This is a genomic window from Flavobacterium luteolum, from assembly GCF_027111275.1.
GTDB lineage: Bacteria > Bacteroidota > Bacteroidia > Flavobacteriales > Flavobacteriaceae > Flavobacterium > Flavobacterium luteolum.
This window is the reverse complement of record NZ_CP114286.1, coordinates 4583781-4608918: the sequence shown is the minus strand read 5'-3', so window position 1 is coordinate 4608918 and position 25138 is coordinate 4583781. Positions and strand designations below refer to the sequence as shown.

Here is a 25138-nt window from a genome sequence, read left to right as displayed (position 1 = left end):
CCGGAGCTATTTTTATTGCAAAAAACATTTTTGACTATAAATATTTCGCTTCTCTGAAGCTTACAAAAAAACAGCTGTCTTTTTGAGACAGCTGTTTTTATGGAGTTAATTTTCAAACCTATACATGCAAATTAAACAATAATTTAATATTATTTTATAATTAATTATGATTGGTTATTTCTACTTTTATAATCTCATTTACAAACAATTATAATAATTACGTCATGAAAGATTTACAAATAAATTTCAGTCCAAACAATGAAACCTGTACAGACCGAACTTTGGTTTGTAATGGTGATAATAACGAATTAATATTCCGTAAAACTTATGTAGGAGATTGGGGAGATTGGGACGAGAAACCAGATGATGCTAAACAAGATAAGCCTATTTATCTGGATCAAAATACAACTTTTACAAGTGCAGTTTAAATCTGCGATATTAAGCACTACAATTGTACAATTCTATCAAATTATGCTAGAACACTAATTGTATTGCTTAAATTTTCTTTGTTTATAAAATCTAAAATAAATTCTTTTACCTCGTTGCTTGCTTCTGTTTTGGTTGCAAACGAATTAATGTAAAATTCATCGTCCTTATCGCTAATATGGATAATTTCTGTGTAGCCTTTGGTGATTAAACTGCCTTTCAGCTTAATTATATTAACCTGCTGCTTCCCGTCAAGCTCTTTGCGAACCTGTAATTTTATAGCTCTTTCCATATTCAAATACTTTAAATAATTAACTATCATTCAGTTACTAAATTTAAAACATTTAATCTATCGAAATCAGATTTTAACACTATTCGCAACGTATTATTTATCAACATATTATAAACATTTCTTCTTTTTTATAAAAGAAATGCCAAATACCAGTAAAATCAAGTCTTTCGAGATTACTTCCCTATAAAATCTTTGTCGCTCAAAGTTTTCATGAACGCAATAAGGTTTTCTTTTTCCAATTCTGTAAGCGGAATTCTGTTACCATTATTTTTAAAAATAGGATCTAGATTCTCTGCTTCCAAAACACCATTGTCAAAATAATCCAAAACAGATTTTAAAGTCGCGAACTGTCCAAAACTTCCGTAAGGCGCCGTATATTCAACATTACGCAAACTCGGAACTCTAAAACTCATAAAATCAGATGAAATTCCAGTAACTCTTCCTCTTCCCGCCTCATTAGAATCTGTATTTAGCGGAAATCCAATATTTCTAAAACTTTGGTCTGTAAACAATTCTGTACTATGACAGCTGGCACATTTTTGCTGAAACGTCGCATAACCCGCCGCTTCACTCTCAGTAAACGTCTGACCTTCTTTTCGTTTTACTTTATCGTATTTACTATTAGCCGAGATTAAAGTATATTCAAATTGAGCGATGCTTTGATAAATTCTATCAGCTGTAATTTCTTGGTCTCCAAAAGCTTTTTTAAATAAGTTTTTATAAAAAGCATCGTCTTTAATTTTTCCGATCACTTCTAGAATCGAAGAATCCATTTCTTCGTGCGTAATAATTGGCACTAATGGCTGTGTTTCTAACTGGAGTCTGCTCCCATCCCAATTAAAGAACTTTAAAAACATTAAATTCTGAAGCGGTGGTGCATTTCTAAGTCCGACTCTTCCTTCAATACCAATTGCTCGTGCATTATGATCTGCAAAAGCATTTGCTTGAATATGACAGCTTGAACATGAAATTGTATTGTCCGCGCTAAATCTTTTATCAGAAAAAAGCTTTTCGCCCAATTCAGCTCCATATTTTGTAGGCTTGTTCAAACTCACATAACTGTTTACCTCTGGAAAATCTGTGGGAATATGTAATGAAAGCTCAGGATTATCAAAATAAGTTTCATCAGAATCACTACTGCTACAAGAAGTGAAAAAGATTACAATTATAATAAAGCTGACTTTTTTTTTCATTTTAATGAATTTTAAATAGAGCCGTCTTTTTAATTCAGACGGCTCTGAAATATAATTTAGTTTTCTACACTAGTTACAGAAAACATTCCTGAAATATCGTTTGTTCCGTTTCCTCCCAGATTGTCCACAAATTTTACCATTTGAGCTGCAGTATGCACATTTGGAGTAGCATTGTCACTCATACCTGTTCCTGTTGATAATGTAATTGTATTGATTTTTCCACTCAATAATTTATCAAAATCAGCTTTAATTTTGATTTTTGGAGCTTTACTTCCAACCACTGCATTTGTTGTAAGGCTTAATGTAACATCTCTATAAGCATTAACACCTTGCGTGTAAGCACCTTCTGTTCCAGCAACAGTACTTCCGGTATGAATAGACATTACTTTATTATCCGTATCATAAAAACCTTCTACTTTTGTAAAACGGTATCCAGTTCCCCATTCCCACATCATCTGAGTGTCATTAGCTCCAGCAGCTGCATAAAATTTAGGAAATCTTGTTTGGTCTAAAGTATTTTGTTCTGTCTTGATTCCTAAACCAAATTTAATTTGCTTGTATGTTGCAGATGGCACATTACTCAAAACATAACTCAAAGAAGCTGCCTTTGCCTGATCAATAACCGTTGCACCTTTATCTAAATCATTTACATTGTAAGGCACTTCACTTCCGTCATCTTTTATAAGACGAATGTTACTGATCACATATTTTACTTCGGAAAAATGATGAATTTGTCCTGCAGCAGAAGTATTTGTAGTTGCAGAAGCCGAAGTCGCATCTCCTAAAACAATTGTCTTGTCTTTGAAAGTATTATTGAATTCCAGCGTTAGATTGTTTGCTGCAGGAGTGCTATCATCGTTTGAACAAGATGCAAATGCCAAAGCAGCTGCTGATAATAAAAGGTATTTTTTTAAAGTTTCCATTTTATGAATTTAAATTTTTGTAAGGTATTCTATTTTTAAATTGACAAGGGGCAATTACAAAATAGGCGGCGGTACAAAAATTTCGAGACAAGGTTCTGTCTGATCGCTTTCTTTATAAAGAGTAACTTTTTTAGAATGTATAACTTTTGGAACAGAAACAGCAAATTCAATATTGGAAATTAAAGCAATATCAATCTTTTTGCTGATACTTCTCAATTCTAAATCTGTATTTTTTTCCGTTTCCTGAAGCTCTTTCTTTAAATGGCATTTACCGTGACATTGCAATTCTGGCTTGGCTTTATTAACACAAAACTCTTTTTCTATAGCATTTTGATTCAGTTTAAAGTGTACAATGATAAGCGCCTGCTGGAAAGAAACCAGCAGGAACAGAATTGTCATTGTGATACTAAAAACCTTTTTCATTTTTATTTACTAGAAATTCAATTTTAAAGACGTGAAAATATTGCGTCCCATTCTCGGGATATTTCCCCAGTCGGCATATGTGCTGTAGTATTCGTTTAGTAAATTCTCTGCTCCAATCTGCACTGTGCTTCTTACTTTATTGATTGTGAAAGAATAATTGGCAGAAATATTCCAAATTGCATAAGCCGCCGTTAAATCTTCACCATATTCCGGACTGTAGTTAATCTGCTCAAAATCGCCATTTACAGAAGTCTGGATTCCGAAATTTTTATACATATAATGCAATGAAGTCACATAACTTAATGGACGTATAAAAGGCAGATTTCCTCCTTTATTGTCCATTCCGCGGGCGTAAGTCAGCGTTCCTTTCCAGTGAAGATGCTCCAAAATATCATAACTCACATTCGCAGAAATATTCAAAAGTGTTGCATAATCTAACGAAGTATATCCTTTTACCCCAACCGATTGGTAATTCATTGGACTTCCTAAACTCAAGATTTTACCAATAATATAATTGTCAATGTAGAAATAGTTTATTTTTCCCTGAATGCTTAATCTTTCGTTTGTAAAACCTGCGCTTGCATTTCCTTCATACGAAATTTCATTTTTCAGATTTGGATCTCCGATGTAATCATAAAGGTCAAAACTATTATAAATGTAATATCCGTAACATTCAGAAACAGAAGGCGCTCTATGGCCATAACCCGTTCCAACAGAAAAATTAAATTGATCAACATTTAATTGGTAACTAGCATTTAAACTTGGCAGAAATCTCGTTTTTTCCTGAGGCGCTCCAGGATGAAAAATCCAGTTGAACTCTATATACTTAGAATAATTGTAATTTACTCCCAAAGAACCTCCTAGATTTACCGTGCTTTTCTCCGAAAGTTCCCAAGAATTATTCATAGAAAGTCCAGCAAAACGAGTCGTTACCCAAGGCCAGCTATAAGCAAACATTGTTCTCTCACTTCTGTCCTGCGGGTACATACGCATTTCCGCAATAGACAAATTATCATAAGCATTCAACTGAATTTCAGACGAATAATTATTCTTTTTCAAATTGGCTTTAGAAACCAATCCGTAAGTCGTGCTCCAGCCCGGCATATCCATATGAACTAAATTTTCTGGTCGAGTTGTATCATCCATATAATGTTCAATGGCATTAAAATATACTTTTGTGTCCACTACCCTAACCAAACCTTCTTCAAACAATTGCTTATAAGAAGCCGAAGTAATCAATGCGCGCGAAAGCCATAAATCCATTGGCAAAGCAGGATAACCTACATCTTTTGCCACATCAAAAATAGCATCCAATCGTAATGACGATAAGTCGCTGGTTTTATAAGCTAATCCCAATGAAGTGTTGAATTTATTGTATTGTGAATGCTTTACTTCATTGTTATTTCCATCAGAATAATTATCGGCTGTTCGGTACGAAATGCTTCCGTCTGCCACAAATTTAGTTCCCGAATAAGAGATATTTCCTAAATTGAAAAACTGCTTATTATTAAACTCAAATCCAGTTTGATACGCTCCATTCCATTTCTTTTGAAGACCAAACGGCGTGCTTTTTCGTTTTAAATCGATGCTTCCTGCAATGGTTGACCCGTGCAGGCTTCCCTCCTGCCCCGATTTAATATCAATTGCCGCTAGATTATTGCTCTCTACATAAGACGTAATCGGGTCCATTTTATCAGTACAAGCGCCAAAAACGTGCATTCCGTCAATAGTAACCGTAGAACGTTCGGTGCTCATATTGTTCAATAAAGGTTCCCAAGCATAAGCTCCACGTTTTATAAAACTGATATTATCCGATGATGATAGAAATTCATCAACAGAAACTGCCATTTTCATCTCGGTTTCAATTTTCTTTTTTGTGGCATTTTTTACGGTTACTTCTTCTAAGTTTTTGATGCTGTCGTGATGTGCATGCTGATTTTGTGCTGTTACCGACAATCCCAAAAAAAGCAGCATTATAATATATTTCATGTTATTAGAATAAAGTATCAATATATAGTTCGCTTTTCACGCCTTCTACTCCTGGCGTGTGATCCGTTGGAACTACAGTTCCTTTTACGATTAATCCGTTTTGATTCATCATAATTAAATTCAAAGTCCAGTTTCCTGTCATCGTATAATTAACAACACCATGATACAAACCATCATTTTCCTGAACCAAATCCTTGTTATTTGGCGAAGAATGATTTCCCATAGAAGGTTCAGGCATTCTCGGATCTAACTTTAAGGTATATCCAGCAACTTCTGAATAAGAAAATTGAGTTGGATCTGGAAAAGCTCCCGCAGGCGTTGTTGGTTTGTTGTATTTGTAAACCCCAGCCACAAGCGGATTTTCTGAAACTGTCGGTTTTTGAGGTGAAACGAGCGCGATTACATATTGTTCTCCGTCATTTCCTGCAAAAGCCGTCATGTTAAGATTCTTATTGGTTTGTTTTTCAACTGTCACATCTTTATTGATCTCCTGTTTTTGATTATCAGCCGTAAAACTGATGTACAATTTCCAGCTAGCAGTAGTAGAGCTTTCGCCAGTAAAAACAGAATATCCGCTGTAATATTTGTTAGCAGCATCGTACGCTATATTATACTCATGCGGACATGAACTTTTACTTCCGTCAGCGTTACTTAATATTGGCAGAAAAGTTACAGCAGAAGAAGTCAGTTCTTGATTGTTCTGAGTATTGACAATTTTTAAGTGAAGCTCATTATATCCTTTGTAGAATGTTCCATTTAAGGCATCTATAGTGATTTTATAGTTACCGCTTGTAAACGAAGTTGCTTCTTTAAATTCGTAATTTCCAGGAACTTCAGAACCGGTTTCAGCTTCGTAATCTGTTTTATCAATTGTACAGGAACTAACCGCAAACAATAATGCGATGATCCAAAAATTAAAAGATTTCATTTGATGATGTTATAAAAAACGTTTAAAATTTAGCATCATGCCATAAATTTTTGAATACCAAAAAAAGAGTCAAAATGCTGTGAATGAGCCAAAGGATTGGCAAGTGTAAATGAAAATGGAAGCGTTTTTCCCTTTCAATTACAAAAGAAGATCAAAATTAGTTTCAAAAAAGAAAAACAGATTATACAGAGCCAATCCAAAAGTTAGAATTTGGAATTTGGAGTTTAAAATATTTGGGATTTAAAACTAAAGTGACCTCTACGCTGTATAGAGCGGAGGATGAAAAGTAAGATTAGAAGCCCCGATTGGTTTCTTATCAAATAAAATTGAAGAATTATCTTTTGATTCGATAACTGGAACTACGCTAAAATTGATTTCAGCGCTGTGTTGAACGTACACAAGCTCTAACTTATCTTTTAGGCTATCCTGCATTTTTCGTTCGTTATCTGAGTATTTTTTAATGCTTTTTTGAAGTTCGCAACGTCCATTACAGCTGTTAAAAGCTTGTTTACGCTGAACGCAAATGGTTTTTGCAATTTCCTTTTGGTTGATTTTAAAAGAAGCATAAACGAACAAGCTGCCAAAAGATGGCGACAGAATTAAAATAGAAAGTGCTATGATGATTACCCTTTTCAATTGCTTGTTCAATAGTTGCTGGCAAAAGTACATACTATTTTGTATTTATTTTAACTAATTATTCATTTTTTATCGGATAACAATACAATCGATCTTATTTGCAAAAAACGAATTATTCAAAAAATAACGAAATATCGCAAATAAGAAAACATTCCATTTTTATTAAATCCCTTAAAATAAAGGCACTACAACTAAGGCACGTTAATTGGCTACTGTTTGGCATCATTTCTAAAATATAAAAATGCGAAATATGAAAATTGCCGAAATAACCTTCTATATACAAGTTCTATCACGTTCGAAACATATTTTTTTCACTTCTTAATCTAGATTAACCTATAGACCTTTCACTCTGTAATACATTTGCAGTGTAATCATAACAAAACAAAACACAATACCACTTATAGGTTTAAATTTTAAACTTATAAATCAATTTAAATTAAAAATATAAACAAATATTAATCTTAAAATCAAAAACCATGAGCACATTTACAGTAAAAGACGGAGCAGAAATTTATTACAAAGATTGGGGAAAAGGACAGCCAATTGTTTTTCACCACGGATGGCCTTTATCAAGCGATGATTGGGACGCACAAATGATGTTTTTTCTTCAAAAAGGATACAGAGTTATTGCACACGATCGCCGCGGACACGGACGTTCTAGCCAAACTTCTGAAGGAAATAATATGGAAACTTACGCATCAGACATTGCTCAATTAGTTGAAGCTTTAGATTTAAAAGATGCGATTCACGTTGGTCACTCAACAGGAGGCGGTGAAGTGATTCGTTACGCAGCAAAATACGGAAAAGGACGTATCTCAAAAGCAGTAATTATTAGCGCTGTACCACCAATTATGGTTCAGAGCGAATCGAATCCAGAAGGTGTGCCTTTATCTATTTTTGACGAAATTAGAAAAGGAACAGGTTTTACGAGATCACAATATTTTTATGATTTTCCAATTCCTTTTTACGGATGGAATCGTGAAGGACAAACCGTTCAAGAAGGAATTAAGCAAAATTGGTGGCGTCAAGGAATGATGGGTTCTGTTTTGGCTCATTACGAAGGAATTAAAGCTTTCTCTGAAACCGATTTTAGAGAAGATCTAAAAAGTTTAGATATTCCAGTTCTTGTTTTACACGGAGAAGATGATCAGATCGTTCCGTATCACCAAGCACCAAAATCGGCCGCATTGTTGAAAAACGGAAAATTGATTTCTTACCCAGGATTTCCTCACGGAATGCCAACTACAGAAGCAGAAACAATCAACAACGATATTCTAGCTTTCATAAAATAACTCCAAAAAACATAACTGTCTGCAAAGAAGTTTTGCAGACAGTTTAAACTCTCCAAACCATGAGTTCTCTACAACAACCCTATTTCGAAACCGTTACAGAAGCTTTACAATGGCTGATTGTACAAGGTTTTACAGAAAACTTTAATCTCGATTCAGATTGTATTCGATACAATAACAATACGCTTAGTATGTCTCCAGAAGATTTCAAAATCGAATATGTATTTCGTTTTGAAGGCGACACAGATCCTGGCGATGAAGATATTGTGTACGGTATAATCTCTGACGTCTACAATATAAAAGGTGTTTTAACCAGTGCTTTCGGGATTTATGCAGATTCTGTTTCTGCCGAAATGATCAAAAAGCTTTCTACGCATTAATATAACTCAATTGCGAAATATCGCTAATAGCTAAATATCCCAACAAGTTTAACTAATTATAAATCTAAAATAATACACATCATGAAACCATCAGTTAACTTATTAACTCCAGACAATCACGCTTTAGTATTAATCGATTTTGAAGGCCAGATGGCTTTTGCTACAAGCAATCTTCCTGTACACGAATTGCGTACCAATGTAGCAATCGTTGCTGGAGCATCAAAAATCTTTAATGTGGCAACAGTTGTAACTACAGTGGCAGAAGAAAGTTTTTCTGGTCCCGTTTTTCCTGAAGTTGAAGAATTTTATCCAATTGCAACTTCTGGATATATTGACAGAACCACTATGAATACTTGGGAAGATGAAAACGCTTATAAAGCTATTACAGCATTAAAAAAGAAAAAGATAGTTCTTGCAGGTTTATGGACAGGCGTTTGTATCGTTGGCCCAGCTTTGTCTGCTATTGAAGAAGGTTATGAAGTGTATGTCATTACAGATGCTTGTGGTGATGTAAGCAACGAAGCTCACGAACGTGCGGTTCAGAGAATGGTACAAGCTGGCGTGATTCCAATTACTTCTATCCAATATTTATTAGAACTTCAGAGAGATTGGGCTCGCGAAGCGACTTATGGCCCTGTAACTTCTTTAATGAAAAAATATGGCGGTTCTTACGGTTTAGGCATTCAGTATGCACACACGATGCTAAAACACTAATTAGGAAAACCAAATTTAGTATCAATCTCTTACGCTTCATTATCTTGGAATCATCAAAATCCATATTGCCAAAAATCCTTTTGCTTGTTATTGTTTCTTTTCTTTTAATGGGAAATAGGACATCAGCACAAAATTTTAAACTCTTGCGTTATGATGAAAATTATGAGTTTTTAAAAGATTCAAATCGGAACTTTTATGAACGATTAAAATTCATTCCCTTAAATCAGCAGAAAGACATTTATATGTCAATTGGCGGTGAAGCTCGATATGAATATGTTGATTTTAATAATGAAGATTGGGGAAGATTTAATGTCGGACATAACAATTTCCTGCTCCAACGCTACGATCTTCATGCCGATATTCATTTAGGAAAAACCTTTAGAATATTTGCTCAATTAAGAAGTGCCTTAGAAGATGGCCGAACAAACGGAGCACGCGGAATTGACGAAGATCAGCTGAATGTTCAAAATTTATTTTTGGATGTGAATGTCTGGCAGCAAAAAGACAAAAAAATAACGATTAGCGCTGGAAGACAAGAATTAGATTATGGCTCTGGAAGATTGATTTCTGTTCGAGAAGGTCCAAACGCAAGGCTCTATTTCACAGGAGGAAAACTAATGTATACTTCCTCAAGAGTATCAATTGATGCTTTTGCGATGATGGCAGATACTGTTTATACTGGCGTTTTTGACAACAAAATGTCTAAACAGCTTAACCTTTGGGGAGCTTATTCTAAAATAATATTTCCAAAAGCAGGAAATCTCGATCTGTATTATCTCGGGTTCAGAAGAGATGCCTCTGTTTTTGAAGAAGGAATTGCTCCCGAAAGACGCCATACAATAGGTTCCAGATTATGGAAATATGGCGGTGGTTTTATTTACAATCTCGAAGCAGCTTATCAATTTGGAACATTCGGATCTGGAAATATCAACGCTTGGACAGGATCTATTGATATTGGATACATGTTTGAAAATGTAAAATTTAAACCAACCATCAATCTTCGAAACGATTATATCTCAGGAGATAAAAATCAAGGAAACGGAAATCTCCAAACGTTCAATCCTTTATATCCAAAAGGAGGTTATTTTGGTTTTAGTCCGCAAGTTGGGCCGGTAAACCTTATCGATATTCATCCGTATGCAACGTTTGATTTGCTTTTGAATTTAAAGATGCAGGTCGATGTGGTTTTAAATTGGAGATATTCAACACAAGACGGAGTTTACAGACCAAGCGGTATCTTAAACCTTCGCGGAAGCGATTCTGATGAAAAGTATATTGGAACTGCTTATCTCGCCAATTTTACATACGGAATCAACAAATATATTTCGGTTGTCAGCGGTATTCAGTATTTCAAAACTGGCGCTTTTATCAATGACGTGATTCCAAATTCTAAAGACGGTGTTTTCTTTAATGCCAGATTAACATTCAAATTTTAATTGTCAATTATCAATTGTTAATTATCAATTTCTCACAAACTAAATCCATAAATAATGAAAACAAACACTTCAAAATATAGCTTTAGATATTGCTATCTAATGCTTCTAATTATAACATTTGCAGGCTCACTTAGTAACAATGCATTTGCACAAACCGCTTCAATTGGTTCTACTGTAACTTGGGGAAAAGTAGAAGGAATTGCAGTAAACGGATTGGTTCAAGGACCATCTGCAGCAGAAGCTGACTTACAAGTTGCCTGCGTTTTTGAATATACAGAAGGTGATATTTTTAACCCTCCTGCCCTTCCTGCAAACTTAAACGGAATGGTGCATCTAGACGATGCGTTAAAAGGCATTATTACCGAATTACGCAAAAGCGGTAAATTTCAAGGACATGCTCTAGAAACTTTACTAATTACGCCTCCAAAAGGTACTTTAGCATCCAAACAATTATTATTAATCGGATTGGGAGACCGCAATAAATTTACACCCGATTTAATGATTAGCGTTGGAAGCACTGCCATGCGCGAAGCCTTACGTTTAGGTGTTTCCAATTATTCTTTTGCAAGTGATATTAAAGACGCTGGAATCGATTCTCCAACCGCTTTAGTTGCCGAAAATGTAGTTTTAGGTTCTTTCGAAGCGTATAGAACGCAATCTTATTTAAAAGAGAAAAAGTTAACGGATTATAAGCCTTTAACAAAAATCATTTTACTTGCAGGCCCATCATTTTATACCGTTGCTGGCGAAGGAATTAAACAGGCAATTGAAAAATTAAACTCTAAATAATCGAATTATGAAAGCAGATTTAATTTTATTCAATGGCAAAATTCATAGTTTCAACACAGAAACTCCAAATGTTACAGCAGTTGCGATTAAAGACGGAAAATTTATTGCTGTTGGAAATGATAGCGATATTATGAGTTTTGCTTCTGAAGAAACCAAAATAATCGATCTTCAGAATAAAAGAGTTGTTCCTGGAATCAATGATTCTCACATTCATCTTATTCGCGGTGGATTGAACTATAATTTGGAATTGCGGTGGGATGGAGTTCCTTCTTTAGCCGACGCACTTCGAATGCTAAAAGAGCAAGTTGATCGCACGCCAAATCCGCAATGGGTTCGTGTCGTAGGCGGCTGGTCAGAATTTCAGTTTGCTGAACGAAGAATGCCAACTTTAGAAGAAATCAATGCCATTGCGCCAGATACACCTGTTTTTATTCTGCATTTATATGATAGAGCCATTATGAACAGAGCGGCACTGAGAGCTGTTGGCTATAACAAAAATACTCCTGCTCCTCCGGGCGGGCAAATAGAACGTGATTCGAACGGAGAACCAACAGGACTTATAATTGCTACACCAAATGCAATGATTTTGTATTCGACTTTGGCTAAAGGTCCAACGCTTTCGTATGAACATCAGATTAATTCAACGCGTCATTTTATGAAAGAATTGAATCGTTTCGGAATTACGAGTGTCATTGATGCTGGTGGCGGATTTCAGAATTTTCCAGACGATTATAAAGTGGTCAATGAATTGAATGAAAAGAACCAATTAACGGTAAGAATTGCGTATAATCTTTTCACACAAAAACCAAAACACGAATTTGAAGATTTCTCCGATTGGATTGATACCGTAAAATTATATCAGGGAAATGATATGTATCGTCACAATGGCGCTGGCGAAATGTTAGTTTTTTCAGCTGCCGATTTTGAAGATTTTCTGCAGCCAAGACCCGATCTTCCTGAAAATATGGAAGCCGATTTAGAAAAAGTGGTGCGCCTTTTAGTCGAAAATCGTTGGCCATTTAGACTTCACGCAACTTACAATGAAAGCATTACCAGATTTTTGAATGTTTTTGAAAAAATAAATCAAGATGTTCCTTTCAACGGACTTCCTTGGATATTTGACCACGCAGAAACTATCGACGAGAGAAACATCGAACGTGTAAAAGCTTTAGGAGGCGGAATCGCGGTACAAAGCAGAATGGCTTATCAAGGCGAATATTTCACCGATCGTTACGGAGCAAAAGCTGCCGAAAACACGCCGCCAATTAAAAAGATGATCGAAATGGAAGTTCCTGTTGGTGCGGGTTCAGACGCTACACGTGTGAGCAGTTACAATCCGTGGGTTTCTATGTATTGGATGACCGTTGGAAAAACTGTCGGTGGATTGCAATTGTACAATGAAACCAGATTGAACAGACAAACAGCTTTAGAATTATACACTAGAGGAAGCGCTTGGTTTTCGCAGGAACAAACTAAAAAAGGAGATATTAAAGTGGGAATGTTTGCTGATTTAGTGGTTTTAGACCGAGATTATTTTACCATTGACGACGAAGACATTAAAAAAATCGAAGCTGATTTAACCATTGTAGACGGAAAAATTGTGTATGCCAATGGAGATTTTTCTTCTTTCTCCCCGCCTCATATTCCGATTCTACCAGACTGGTCACCAACGAATATCTATAACGGATATCCTGTGAGAAGCGGTCTGCAAAGTGCTATTGAAAAAAATGCAAAAGCAGATGCAAAACCAAAACTCACTTCGCAGATTCACAGTTGTTCAGGAAGTTGCGACGTTCATTTACACAATCACGATGCTGCCAGATTGAGCAATGTTCCAGTTAACAATTATAATGCATTCTGGGGCGCTTTAGGCTGTTCTTGTTTTGCTTTTTAAACTAAAAAAAATGATTGATTTTATAAAACAAATCCTTTATTCCGATTTAGGAACATCATTCAACAATATGGCGCTTTTAGTGTTTAGAGTGCTGCTTGCCATTGAATTATTCAGAGTACACGGAATGAAGAAATTCAGAGTCGAAAACGGACAAAAAGAACATGTCCCGAATCCGTTGCATTTACCTGAAAAACTAAACGGTTTAGTAGCGACATTTTCAGATACTGTAATTCCGTTTTTCATTATTCTCGGACTTGGAACACGGCTCGCTGTCTTGCCTACAATTGGCGTAACGGCAATTGGTTATTTTGTGGTTCACAAAAATGATTCGCTAGAAGTACGCGATGTGCCTTATATGTACACTTTATCTTTATTACTCCTTCTTGCTCTTGGTGCAGGAACATATTCACTTGATTATTATTTAATAACATTATTAAACAATTAATTTAAACACATAGAAACATAGCTTTTGAAGCGAGTAAAAGGCGTTTCACTTGCATTAATACACATAGCTTTGTCAACTTTGTCAAAGTTCAAAACTTTGACAAAGTTCTCACAAAGAACTATGTGTTAGAAAAACTATGTTCCTATGTGTTTATTTAGATTCCTTCATAACTCAAAACTCATAACTCATAACTCATAACTCATAACTCATAATTCATAACTTAACAAAACCTAATTTAAAAATGAAAGCAAACATCGGAATCAAACAAGAGAACATCTCAAAAATCGTCGAAATTTTAACTAAAGTTCTTGCAGACGAATTTATACTTTATACCAAAACAAAAAGAGCACACTGGAATGTCGAAGGTCCTGATTTCTATAACAAACATATTTTCTTTGAACAGCAATATGATGCAATTGACGAAATCGTGGATACTGTTGCAGAAAGAATCCGTTCTCTAGGTCATTATACACCTGCAACTTTAAAAGATTTCTTAGCTTTAACACATCTTACCGAAGAATTACAAGAGAAAAACGACAGTAATGGTTTTATTAAAGAATTACTTTTAGATCACGAAAGCATTATTATATATCTGCGAGAAAACATCAATCTAATTGCTAACGAGCTACAAGATGCAGGAACAAGCGATTTTATAACTGGTCTTGTAGAAAATCATGAAAAAATGGCGTGGATGCTTCGCGCTCATTTAAACTAAAAAGAAATTATGGAAATAAAACAAAACAATATTTGGTACGTAACCCTGCTTCTCACGATCATAGCAGGGTATTGCGATACCGTAACTTTTGTCGCTGCCGACTCGATATTTTCGGCGCACGTTACAGGTAACTTTATCGTATTTGCTTACCAGACTATCAAAGGCTCAGATCTTCATGCATGGATAAAACTGCTTACTTTTCCCATTTTTATTATGGCAGTAATTATTGGTGGAAGAATTGCATTAAAAGCTACTAATCGTTATTCCATTTTACTTTGGGAAGGCATAATACTGCTTTTAAGCGGCATTGCTTCTTACGCTTTTGGCTATTTGCAAAACTTCGAACAATGGACCATGTATACGGTCGCTATGTCAACCGTTTTTGCAATGGGACTTCAGAATGCTTTTGGAAAGCTTTACGCAAAAGAAACCTACGGTCCGACAACTATGATGACAGGAAATGTAACTCAAGCTTCTCTTGATCTAGGAAATCTATTAAAAAACGGATTTAAAGATGTCGAAATCCTCGCAAATTTTAAAAAACAGCTGATTACTATAATCGGATTTCTTGTAGGCTGTTTTCTTGGAGCTGTTGCAGGAAAGTTTTTCGGATTAGGAACTTTAATTCTGCCAGGAATTGCAATGATTATTTGCTATTTATATCATCGAGACAGCCAGTAAACAAGCCTTTTTGAATTGCAGTTTACTAATAAAATAGTATCTTTAAAGAATGGTTTTATCTCTTTTTCCTAAAAAAGAAATAGCTGATATTAGGTATAAAATAAAAATACAACCCAATAATATGGAAACAATAAAATTAGAATTAGACGAAAAAAAACATGGCGCTTTTAATCTTTATTTAGATGGTAAAAAATTAGGAGAAATGACAGTAAGCATCAAACCTGATTTACTAACGGTTTATCATACTGGAGTCGAACCAGAAGCTGAAGGAAAAGGTTATGCAAAGAAACTTTTAGAAGAAATGGTGTCATACGTTCGCGCCAATAATTTGAAGGTTTTACCGCTTTGTCCTTATGTTCATGCGCAATTCAAAAGACATCCAGAGGAATATGCGGATATTTGGAAGAAGTAAAAAAGATGAAAGAATAAAGACGAAACACTCTAATCTCTAGACTAAAAAGTAAAGATTAAAATACTATGAATACAGAAATATTAACAGACGGCGTTCCTTTAAATGAAGCGAAAAAAGCTTTGATTATGATTCACGGACGCGGTGCGAGCGCTCATGATATCCTTTCTATCGCAAAACATCTTAAGGTTGAAGATTTTGCTTTGGTTGCGCCTGAGGCAGAAAACAGAACTTGGTATCCGTATTCGTTTTTAGCGCCGCTAAACGAAAATGAACCTTCATTTTCAAAATCTTTAGAAGCAATTCATCAGGTTGTGGTGGCTATTCAGCAAAACGGAATTGAGAAAGAGAATATTTATTTCTTAGGCTTTTCTCAAGGAGCTTGTCTTGCTTTGGAATTTACAACCAGAAATGCAGCAAAATATGGCGGAATTGTAGCTTTTACAGGTGGACTTATTGGAGACAAAGTATATGAAAATCATTACTCTGGAAACTTTGAAAATACGCCAGTTTTTATCGGAACAAGTGATCCTGATTTTCACGTTCCTGTAGAAAGAGTTAATGATACCGAAGCACTTATGACCAAAATGGGTGCCGATGTTACTAAAAAAATCTACCCTAATATGGGACATACTATCAGTAAAGATGAAGTAGATTGCGCTAATGCATTGATTTTTAATAAAAAATAATGATTAACATAACTCGTGTTTACAGCGATTCAAACGGAGAAAGTCATTTTGAAGATTTTCAAGTTCCGTTGAAAAACAATGGCGATATCGGCTTTTTATCTGATGATGAACCTGTTAAATCTATTGTTTTTAGAGAAGTAAGTCCGTCTTACGATTACGATTTTCACAATGCGCCAGACCGCCAGTATATTGTTTTACTGGAAGGAGGCGTAGAAATCGAAACTTCACTGGGAGAAAAAAGAACATTCCCAACTGGTTCAATTTTATTAGTTGAAGACACTACTGGAAAAGGGCATAAAACTAAAAATATTGAAACAAAACTTCGAAAATCAATCTTCATAAAACTATAATTTTAAAAAACTGCCACTCCCAATAGCTATCGGGAAAAAGGATTCAATGGATTTTTTTTGCCACGAAGACGCTAAGACACAAAGTTTTTTTTTAAGAATAATAAAAAGGAATCTCGCAAAGACGCAGAGTCACAAAGTTTTCTTTCTAAACTAATAATTAATTTTAATCTGCTCAAATCTTTTTACGATTGCTATCGGGAGCGTGAAAAATATCAATCTTAAAAATTTTCTTTTTTTATTGATTCTCTAAATATACATTCCCCATTCTTAAAATCACGATATATCGTGTAATATCAAATTGATTTTTTCATAAAAACCTTGAAAACAAAGCGTTTAATCAAATGGAATAGGATTTGGTTATTCTTTAAAAAATTTAAAAACGTACCATATTTCATTTCTTAATCTAGGTTAATCGATGCAGAAGCATAACGGACGTAAATTTGTAAAAGAAAATCAAACAACAATTTAATATAACAAATACCATGGAAAATAAAATATTAGGCTTACACCATATTACTGCAATCGCAGGTGACGCTAAACGCAATTTTGACTTTTATTCAAAAGTTTTAGGATTAAGATTCATCAAAAAAACAGTAAACTTTGACGATCCTGGAACGTACCATTTTTACTTTGGTGACGAAGTAGGAAGCGCTGGAACAATTTTAACTTTTTTCCCTTGGGGAGAAGGAATCCAACAAGGAAGAAAAGGTTCTGGAATGGCAACTGAAATTGGTTATTCTGTTCCAAAAGGAAGCTTAGATTTCTGGCAAAAACGTTTTGAAAAATACAATGTAATTTACAACAAACCTGCTGAAAAGTTCGGAGAAAAATATCTGACTTTCCTAGATCCAGACGGACTAAAATTAGAGTTAATCGAATCTAAAACAGACGATAACCGAAAAGCTTGGGAAACTGACGAAGTAAAAGCAGATGTAGCTACAAAAGGTTTTCATAACATTACTTTGACTTTAAATAATATCAAAGCAACCGCTGCAATCTTAACAGACATATTCGGTTACAAATTAATCGATCAGGAAGTAAATCGTTACCGTTACGCAACAGATGCTGTAGAAAACGCTGCCATTGTTGACTTGGTAGAATTACCAGAGGAAAAACGTGGTTTAAATGCAAACGGAACTGTTCATCACGTAGCATTCCGTGTTCCAAATGATGAAATTTTGATGAAATTCAGAGAAAAAATCGAAGATTACGGATTGTCTATTACACCACAAATTGACAGACAGTATTTCCATTCTCTATATTTTAGAGAACCAGGAGGCGTTTTGTTCGAAATTGCAACTGATAATCCTGGGTTTACTGTAGACGAAAGCTTAGAAGAATTAGGTCAGAACTTAAAACTTCCTGCTCAATATGAACCTCAAAGAGCTGCTATTGAAGCTCATTTGGTTAAAATTAATTAATTTAAAAACTAAGCCGGTTTGTTTTAAACCGCAACACAACTATTTGAAAAAGCTGTCCTGAATGGGATGGCTTTTTTTGTTTGGAGTAATGAGTCGCTTTTAATTTTTTATAGGAAATTATTTTATATTTGAATAATTATAAAAAATTGAATACTGTCAGACTTATAAGCTTTATTTTTATTTTATAGATCAGATTCCATTTGTCCTATAAATTGTCACACGCAATTTGACATTAATATTTAAAACTAAAAACATTGAAAGAAACTTTTGAAAATTGGCTAATAGAAATAGAAAGAAAAAGCCAACAGACAGCATATAATTATAAGACTGCAATAATAAAAATAAATAGACATTATAAAGACAATGAGAATTTAGAAATTGATTTATACGAAATAAAAAATCCAGAGCAACTTGAAAAGTACGTTAAACTTTATGAAACTACTGGAAAATATTCTGAATTTGGTAATTATGGAAAGGGCACTAACAGAGCAGCTATTAAATCGTTATATAGATTTTTATTGAATCCTGAATTTCAGACAACAAATATTGTTGAAGAAAACATTGAAGATAAAGAACTGATACTAATTAATGATAAAATTCAAAATTTTAGCTATGAAAAAGATCTGAAAAACTCTATCATTTATCAAATTCAGGAACTATTTCCCAATTATGAAATATATGGAAGTGATAATGAGGGTATCGAATATTATATCGAAGGCAAAAGAATTGATGTTTTATTAGAAAGCTTAGATAAATCTTCTCTTCTAGTCATTGAGTTGAAATCAGGATTAGCTGATTATAAAGTTTTTGGACAAATATCTATGTACTTAGGCTTGCTTTCTGAAAGATTTACTGACAAAATATTAAAAGGCTGTATTATTGCTGGTGAAATTGACAAAGGGTTAAAAAAAGCTGTCCTTACGAATCCGAACATCACACTTAAAAGCTACAATATGAAGATTTTTTTATTAAACGAATAAATAATGCTTACAATAGACGTAAGAACGTATGCCAAAATTTTCAATCTATATAAAGTCAAATAAATTTTATTGGAGTCCAGAAATTATTACATATTCAATACTATTTTTTTGTTGTGGAGTTATGCTTTTTAAACAAGAAGTTCTTAACCTAGAGCCTAACTTTATTGATGAAATTTTTATTTGGCTTACCGTTGGCACCTTTATGTTTGGTGTAATTTTAAAATTCTATAACTTAAATAAAACTGAGCCCCTTAAAGGAATACTTGACGGCTACTTATCATTTGAAAAGGAATCAATTACTGTGGGTAACGAAATTTATCCAATTGAAAAAATACTAAAAATTAAAATCTCTAATGATGATTATGTTGGGAGATTGGCTCATATTTCAAGTGGAAATTTGGGGCCAGCACTTTCAAATGGCACTAATAACTTTGTAATTATATATTTTGAATCCGGCACATCAAAAAGATATAATTTTGAATTAATCAATTCTGACGACTTTCAAAAAGTAAGGAAAACGCTTATTGATTATCACTTAATTGGAAAAATTGATTATTGGGAATTGACAAATGTATTGGGCGAAAAAAGCACTTCAGAAATTCGTACACTTACTGATGAAATTAATACGAGACGTGATATTCCTAAATTTTAAACATTTACTACAACAAAGGATTTTAGATAAAAAATCTAATCTTCTGCAGCCATTAACTCCAATTTAGCCATAATCAATGCAAGATTATTTTCAATCTTAATTTTTCCATCACGCCATTCTTTTTTATTTGATCCTCTTGAAATTCTAAAAATAAAATCGCCTGTGAAAAAGTAACCCCAAGTTTCTCTTAAACCATTTTTGATTAGTCTTTTTTGTGCTTCTCTTAAATCTACTTTTATTTCAATTCCGTTTTTAAAAACCACAGTATCCAATCCGTCGAGACCTTTTCTAAATTCGTGCCCACGGTATCGAACCAGTTTTATAAAAGCATTCATAAACAGCAAGGCACGATTCAGGTTTTCGATAGAAACGCTCAAATCTAAAATCTCCAATTTATCGGCTAGAACGTCATCATTTAAAATTTTACTTTCCCAATACTCTTTAGTCGAAGTGATAATATCAATTGACTTATCGAGCTTTACATCAATAGTTAAAGGAGCTTGAGAGTCATTTTTTATGCTTTGAGTCAAATCAAGTAAAGGTGTAGATTTAGAAGGAACTCTAAGTTGCATTTCGTAAGTCTTTTTAAAAATAGCAATCTCATTACTTCCGTCAAAATCTAACGGTAACTGTGGGATGATTTTTCTCTTATATTCTGGCCCAACCCAATGTCTGCTTTTTGGTAGCGGAATCTTCATTTTTTCGCACGCATTTTTAATTCCCATACTGGAAACTTCATAATGTTTTGCAATCTGTGGAATCGGAAATTTCCAAACCAAACCATAAAGTTCTGATCGGGTAAAAGTAATTTTGTCCATAAATCAGTAAATTCAATTCAAAAAGAAATTCACCACCTCTATAATTGCTTAAAGAAATGGTGAATCATCAAAAATTAAGTGTTACTCTACTCCGCCTCCTAAAGCACGGTACAGGTTAATTGCTGCATTCAGCTTTTCGAGTTTTATTGTTACCAGATCCAATTCGTTTTGAAGTGAACTGTTCTGGGCAGCGATTACTTCAAGGTAATTCGCCATTCCGCTTTTGTAAAGCAAAGAAGCATCCGAAGTTGCTTTGTCTAACGACTCTGCTTTATCTTTCGCTAAAACAATTCTTTCATCAGCATATTTCAACCTAGACATAGCATCGCTTACTTCTCCAACTGCGGTTATAAAAGATTGTTTGAATTGTACAACCGCTTTTTCTTGTTCAATAACAGCCACTTCGTAAGCCGTTCGTAATGCTTTTTTTCTAAAAATTGGCTGCGCTAAGTTGGCTGCAATCGTTTTGGTAACAGAACCTGGAAAATTAAACCAGTTTTCAAATTCAAACGAATTAACACCAATTGACGGATTCAAACTTAAAGTCGGATACATAGTTGCTTTTGCCAATCCTGTTTTAGCATTGGCAGACATTACGGCATATTCACTGGCTTTTACGTCCGGTCTTCTGCTTAAAAGCGAAGCAGGAATTCCTGCTGGAAAAACAACGGCAACTTCGGCTGCATCAATGTTTCCTGCTCTTTCAATCTTATCTGGATATTCTCCGCACAAAATCTGCAAAGCATTTTCTTGAACCGCAATATTCGCTTTCGCTAAAGGCACCAATAATTCAGCTGTTTTCTTCTGAGCATCTGTCTGATTTACCGCCAAAGAACTAATTGAACCTGATTTATACTGTAATTGCATCATGTTCAAAGTATTGGTGCTCAACTCGATGTTTTTCTCAGCAATTTTCAATTGTTCGTCTAAACCTAACAAATTATAGTAAGATTGCGCTACCTGAACAATAATTCGGGTTTTTAATGCCGAAAGATTTTCTTTTTGAGCAAAATAAGCTGCTTTTGCATCTCTTTTCTGCATCGCTGCTTTTCCCCAAATATCTACTTCCCAAGAAAGACGAAGATTCGCACTATAATCATCCATATAATCTTTACCAATAAACTGCTGGCTCAAAGATCCGTTTAATGAGTTTTTTGATGGATAAGCGCGGCTTGCACCTGCATCAAAATCAAGCGTTGGCATTAGAGACAATTTGGCTTGTTTATAGTTAAGGTCAAGCTGATCCATGCTTTTCATGGCAATGATAACTTCATTATTTTTAACCAAAGCCTTTTCAATCAAAGCGACTAGAAGAGGATCTTTGTAATAGTTTTTCCACGGAAGCAAAACCGTATCTCCAGTTACCGCGATTTCCTCGCGGAATTGGTCTGGAGCATTTAAATCTGTACGGGAATATTTTTTTCCTACCACACACGACGTCATAATCGCTCCGGTAAATAAAACAATTCCGATTTTATATAGTGTTTTCATTATTATTCTTTTATCGTTTGAACTTGAGTCGCGATCTTTTTTCTTGATACTTTTTCCTGTAAATATTGAAATACAATGAAAAGCAACGGAATCACGAAAACGCCCAGTACAACACCGCTAAACATTCCGACAGCCGCACTCACACTGATAGATCGGTTACCAACTGCAGTTCCTCCCGAAGCAAACATCAGCGGAATCATACCTACAATAAACGCTAGCGAAGTCATGATAATTGGTCGCAACCTTGATCTTGAACCTTCAATTGCGGCTTCAACTATCGTTAATCCTGCCAAACGTCTCTGCAAAGCAAATTCGACAATCAAAATGGCATTTTTAGCCAAAAGTCCGACAAGCATGATTAATCCGACCTGCACGTAAATATTGTTGTCTAAACCAACCGCTTTAATTCCAGCAAAAGCTCCTAAAATTCCTGTCGGAATAGAAAGCAATACCGCAAGTGGCAATAAATAACTTTCGTATTGAGCAGCAAGCAGGAAGAATACAAACAATAGACACAACCCAAAAATGGCAACTGTCTGGCTTCCTCCTGCTTTTTCCTCAAGACTTAAACCAGTCCATTCGTAAGTATAGTCAGATGGTAATTTGTCTAAAACCTTTTCCAGATTTTCCATAATTTGTCCGTTACTGTAACCAGGTAATGCCATCGCTGTAATGTTTACCGAATTATAAAGGTTGTAACGGTTTACCGACTCTGGTCCGTACACTTTGTGGAACTTCACAATTGATTTTACTGGAACCATCTGCATATCAGCATTTCTAACGAAAATTTCATTAAACGCATCTTCATCCATTCTAAAAATACCGTCGGCTTTTACATTCACACGGTAAAACTTACCAAATCTCGAAAAGTCAGCTGACTGATCTCCTGCGAAATACGTTTGAATATTTCCTAAAAGCTCTTTGATATTTACGCCCATTTGACGCGCTTTGTCTTCGTCAACTTCCAATTCCAACTGCGGATAATCGGCTCTAAAAGTCGTATAGGCATATTGCACTCCAGGCTGTTTCATAATCTCTGCGATTACTTTATCAGACATGGCTTTTAAAGTTTCTGGACTTCTCGCCATTCTATCCTGCAACACAATCTCAGCACCGCTCGTTACCCCAAAACCTTCTACCGGAGGCATTCTAAAAACCATAATCTGACCTTCTTTAATTTTTGCCAGTTTTCCGCTTACGATATTCATGATTTCTTCAATATCCTTAACTGCTCCCCTGTCTTTCTTTGGTTTCAGTTTAATAAAACCTAATCCATAAGCAGGACTGGCACTATTACTCAAAATATTAAATCCTGTAATACTCGTATTAACGTCAATCGCTTCTATTGGAGCCAACTCTTTTTCTAATTTCTGAATTACAGCCGTCGTACGATCCAATGCCGTTCCTGGCGGCATTGATAAACTGTATACCATGAAACCATCATCTTCAAGAGGCACAAAACTTTTTGGCGTAGACATCATGGTATATACCGCAATGGCAGTAATTCCTGTAACCACTCCTGCCGCAAGCCATTTTCTTCCAATTAAGAAACGAACACCTTTGATATATCTTCCCGTTAAATTGTTGAAACTTGTATTGAATCCAACGAAAAAACGATCTTTAAAACTTGTTTTATGTTCATTATTATCTCCATGCTTATGTCCGTGATTTTTTAGCAAAAGCGCACATAATGCTGGCGTAAGCGTCAAGGCATTTACAGCCGAAATGATAATAGCAATCGCCAATGTATAAGCAAATTGTTTGTAGAAAATCCCTGAAGATCCTGTCATAAATCCAATCGGAATAAATACCGCTGACATAACCAGAGTAATCGAAATTACCGCTCCCGTAATTTCTGCCATTGCACTGTGTGTTGCTTCTTTGGCTGAAATTCCTTCGTCTTCTTCCATTTTACTATGCACCGCTTCGACAACTACAATCGCATCATCGACCACAATTCCAATCGCTAGAACTAAAGCAAAAAGCGTTAAGATGTTAATCGTAAATCCGAAAACCAGCAGGAAGAAAAACGTTCCCACAATCGCAACCGGAACTGCAATTGCTGGAATAATCGTCGAGCGAAAATCCTGAAGGAAAATAAACACTACGATAAATACTAGAATAAAGGCTTCTAACAAGGTCGATTTTACCTGTCCTGTTGCTTCATCCAATCTTTCTTTGGTACTCATTACGTTGACGTATTTAATACCCGGAGGAAAAGATTTAGATAATCGTTCTACTTCTTTGTTGATTCCGATTTCGATGTCATTGGCGTTAGAACCCGAAGTTTGTAAAATGGCCATTGTAACGGCATTTTTACTATTCGATTTATTATCACCGCTGTACGAAATCGAGCCAAATTCTACTCTTGCTACATCTTTTAGCCTTAAAACATTGCTTCCGACATTCTTAACCACAATATTTTCATATTGTTCTGGCTTGTTCTTTTTTCCTTTGTAACGAATTACGTATTCTAAAGCTGCTGAAGATTCTTCTCCCAATTTTCCTGGAGCCGATTCTAAACTTTGTTCTGCAATGGCCTGAGTAACATCTGACGGAACCAAACCTGCATTCGCCATTTTACGAGGATCTAGCCAGATTCGCATCGAATAATCTTTCTGCCCGAAAATCTGAACCTGTCCTACTCCCGGAACACGTTTCATTTGAGGCACTAAATTGATATTGGCGTAATTCTGCAGGAACAGCTCGTCGTATTTGCTATTATCATCTGTATACAAATTGAAAATAACAATCATACTATTTTGCTGTTTCGAAGTCGTTAATCCCATTCGGATAACTTCCTGAGGCAGTTTTGGAGTGGCTTGCTGAACTCTATTTTGAACGTTTACCGCAGCCTGATCTGGATCTACACCTTGTTTAAAAATGACGCTGATCGAAAAAGATCCGTCATTACTTGCAGTAGATTTAATGTACTGCATATTTTCAACTCCGTTAATCTGCTCTTCTAAAGGCGTAACTACTGAACGAATAACGGTTTCACTATTTCCTCCCGGATACGAACCGCTTACCATAACAGTTGGTGGCGAAATATCTGGGAATCGTGTTACCGATAATCTGGTAAGACCTATAATCCCCAGTATAACCAGTACAATAGAGATAACTGTGGCCAATACTGGCCTGTCTATTATTTTCTTTAACATGGAAATGTTATTTT

At 35.1% G+C, this 25138-nt stretch carries 26 protein-coding genes; 16 read left to right on the top strand and 10 right to left on the bottom strand.

Annotated features, from left to right (window positions below; all coding sequences use genetic code 11):
• Positions 1-224 precede the first annotated feature (224 nt).
• Positions 225-428: a hypothetical protein gene (locus OZP10_RS19750; protein WP_281632396.1), complete on the top strand. Its 204-nt coding sequence runs from the start codon at positions 225-227 to the stop codon at positions 426-428.
• Positions 429-469: 41 nt separating this feature from the next.
• Here the strand turns inward: OZP10_RS19750 and OZP10_RS19745 are convergent, their stop codons facing one another.
• The 7 genes from OZP10_RS19745 to OZP10_RS19715 form a co-directional block, all read right to left on the bottom strand.
• Positions 470-718 (bottom strand): hypothetical protein, encoded by a 249-nt coding sequence (locus OZP10_RS19745; protein WP_177209766.1) that lies wholly within the window; start codon positions 716-718, stop codon positions 470-472.
• A 173-nt stretch (positions 719-891) separates the two neighbouring features.
• Positions 892-1911 (bottom strand): cytochrome-c peroxidase, encoded by a 1020-nt coding sequence (locus OZP10_RS19740; RefSeq protein WP_281632395.1) that lies wholly within the window; start codon positions 1909-1911, stop codon positions 892-894.
• 56 nt (positions 1912-1967) lie between these two features.
• Positions 1968-2834 carry an MbnP family protein gene (locus OZP10_RS19735; protein WP_281632394.1) on the bottom strand — a complete coding sequence of 289 codons (867 nt, stop codon included), beginning with the start codon at positions 2832-2834 and terminating at the stop codon, positions 1968-1970.
• A 54-nt stretch (positions 2835-2888) separates the two neighbouring features.
• Positions 2889-3257, bottom strand: coding sequence for a hypothetical protein (locus OZP10_RS19730; RefSeq protein WP_281632393.1), 369 nt, complete (start codon positions 3255-3257; stop codon positions 2889-2891).
• Positions 3258-3266: 9 nt separating this feature from the next.
• Complete coding sequence (locus OZP10_RS19725) at positions 3267-5246, bottom strand: TonB-dependent receptor plug domain-containing protein (RefSeq protein WP_281632392.1); 1980 nt, start codon at positions 5244-5246, stop codon at positions 3267-3269.
• 4 nt (positions 5247-5250) lie between these two features.
• Positions 5251-6174, bottom strand: coding sequence for a hypothetical protein (locus tag OZP10_RS19720; RefSeq protein ID WP_281632391.1), 924 nt, complete (start codon positions 6172-6174; stop codon positions 5251-5253).
• A gap of 258 nt (positions 6175-6432) precedes the next feature.
• Positions 6433-6810: a hypothetical protein gene (locus tag OZP10_RS19715; protein WP_281632390.1), complete on the bottom strand. Its 378-nt coding sequence runs from the start codon at positions 6808-6810 to the stop codon at positions 6433-6435.
• A 476-nt stretch (positions 6811-7286) separates the two neighbouring features.
• Here OZP10_RS19715 and OZP10_RS19710 point away from each other — a divergent pair, with 476 nt between their 5' ends.
• The 15 genes from OZP10_RS19710 to OZP10_RS19640 all read left to right on the top strand — a co-directional run bounded on the left by OZP10_RS19710 (position 7287) and on the right by OZP10_RS19640 (position 19654).
• Positions 7287-8102 (top strand): alpha/beta fold hydrolase, encoded by an 816-nt coding sequence (locus OZP10_RS19710; protein ID WP_281632389.1) that lies wholly within the window; start codon positions 7287-7289, stop codon positions 8100-8102.
• A gap of 59 nt (positions 8103-8161) precedes the next feature.
• On the top strand, positions 8162-8479 hold the full coding sequence (locus OZP10_RS19705) for a phosphoribosylpyrophosphate synthetase (RefSeq protein ID WP_281632388.1): 318 nt from the start codon (positions 8162-8164) through the stop codon (positions 8477-8479).
• 81 nt (positions 8480-8560) lie between these two features.
• Positions 8561-9193 carry a hydrolase gene (locus OZP10_RS19700; RefSeq protein WP_281632387.1) on the top strand — a complete coding sequence of 211 codons (633 nt, stop codon included), beginning with the start codon at positions 8561-8563 and terminating at the stop codon, positions 9191-9193.
• A 242-nt stretch (positions 9194-9435) separates the two neighbouring features.
• Positions 9436-10629 (top strand): alginate export family protein, encoded by a 1194-nt coding sequence (locus OZP10_RS19695; RefSeq protein ID WP_281632386.1) that lies wholly within the window; start codon positions 9436-9438, stop codon positions 10627-10629.
• A gap of 54 nt (positions 10630-10683) precedes the next feature.
• Positions 10684-11418 carry a M17 family peptidase N-terminal domain-containing protein gene (locus tag OZP10_RS19690; protein ID WP_281632385.1) on the top strand — a complete coding sequence of 245 codons (735 nt, stop codon included), beginning with the start codon at positions 10684-10686 and terminating at the stop codon, positions 11416-11418.
• Between the two features lie 7 nt (positions 11419-11425).
• Positions 11426-13312 (top strand): amidohydrolase, encoded by a 1887-nt coding sequence (locus tag OZP10_RS19685; RefSeq protein ID WP_281632384.1) that lies wholly within the window; start codon positions 11426-11428, stop codon positions 13310-13312.
• A 10-nt stretch (positions 13313-13322) separates the two neighbouring features.
• Positions 13323-13757: a DoxX family protein gene (locus OZP10_RS19680; protein WP_281632383.1), complete on the top strand. Its 435-nt coding sequence runs from the start codon at positions 13323-13325 to the stop codon at positions 13755-13757.
• Positions 13758-13998: 241 nt separating this feature from the next.
• A complete protein-coding gene (locus OZP10_RS19675; RefSeq protein ID WP_281632382.1) occupies positions 13999-14472 on the top strand; it encodes a Dps family protein in 474 nt (157 codons plus the stop codon).
• Positions 14473-14481: 9 nt separating this feature from the next.
• On the top strand, positions 14482-15153 hold the full coding sequence (locus OZP10_RS19670; protein WP_281632381.1) for a YoaK family protein: 672 nt from the start codon (positions 14482-14484) through the stop codon (positions 15151-15153).
• Between the two features lie 121 nt (positions 15154-15274).
• Positions 15275-15565, top strand: a complete 291-nt coding sequence (locus OZP10_RS19665) for a GNAT family N-acetyltransferase (protein WP_281632380.1) — start codon at positions 15275-15277, stop codon at positions 15563-15565.
• A 65-nt stretch (positions 15566-15630) separates the two neighbouring features.
• A complete protein-coding gene (locus OZP10_RS19660; RefSeq protein WP_281632379.1) occupies positions 15631-16251 on the top strand; it encodes an alpha/beta hydrolase in 621 nt (206 codons plus the stop codon).
• Positions 16251-16601 (top strand): cupin domain-containing protein, encoded by a 351-nt coding sequence (locus tag OZP10_RS19655; protein WP_281632378.1) that lies wholly within the window; start codon positions 16251-16253, stop codon positions 16599-16601. The genes OZP10_RS19660 and OZP10_RS19655 overlap by 1 nt, the downstream gene beginning before the upstream one ends.
• A 482-nt stretch (positions 16602-17083) precedes the next feature.
• Positions 17084-18022: a ring-cleaving dioxygenase gene (locus OZP10_RS19650; RefSeq protein ID WP_281632377.1), complete on the top strand. Its 939-nt coding sequence runs from the start codon at positions 17084-17086 to the stop codon at positions 18020-18022.
• 254 nt (positions 18023-18276) lie between these two features.
• Positions 18277-19002 (top strand): PDDEXK family nuclease, encoded by a 726-nt coding sequence (locus OZP10_RS19645; protein WP_281632376.1) that lies wholly within the window; start codon positions 18277-18279, stop codon positions 19000-19002.
• Between the two features lie 28 nt (positions 19003-19030).
• Positions 19031-19654 (top strand): hypothetical protein, encoded by a 624-nt coding sequence (locus OZP10_RS19640; RefSeq protein ID WP_281632375.1) that lies wholly within the window; start codon positions 19031-19033, stop codon positions 19652-19654.
• A gap of 35 nt (positions 19655-19689) precedes the next feature.
• Here the strand turns inward: OZP10_RS19640 and OZP10_RS19635 are convergent, their stop codons facing one another.
• The 3 genes from OZP10_RS19635 to OZP10_RS19625 form a co-directional block, all read right to left on the bottom strand.
• Entirely contained in the window at positions 19690-20472 is a 783-nt protein-coding gene (locus OZP10_RS19635; protein WP_281632374.1) for a hypothetical protein, read from the bottom strand.
• Between the two features lie 81 nt (positions 20473-20553).
• Positions 20554-21963, bottom strand: coding sequence for an efflux transporter outer membrane subunit (locus OZP10_RS19630; protein ID WP_281632373.1), 1410 nt, complete (start codon positions 21961-21963; stop codon positions 20554-20556).
• A 2-nt stretch (positions 21964-21965) separates the two neighbouring features.
• Positions 21966-25124: an efflux RND transporter permease subunit gene (locus OZP10_RS19625; RefSeq protein WP_281632372.1), complete on the bottom strand. Its 3159-nt coding sequence runs from the start codon at positions 25122-25124 to the stop codon at positions 21966-21968.
• Between the last annotated feature and the right edge of the window lie 14 nt (positions 25125-25138).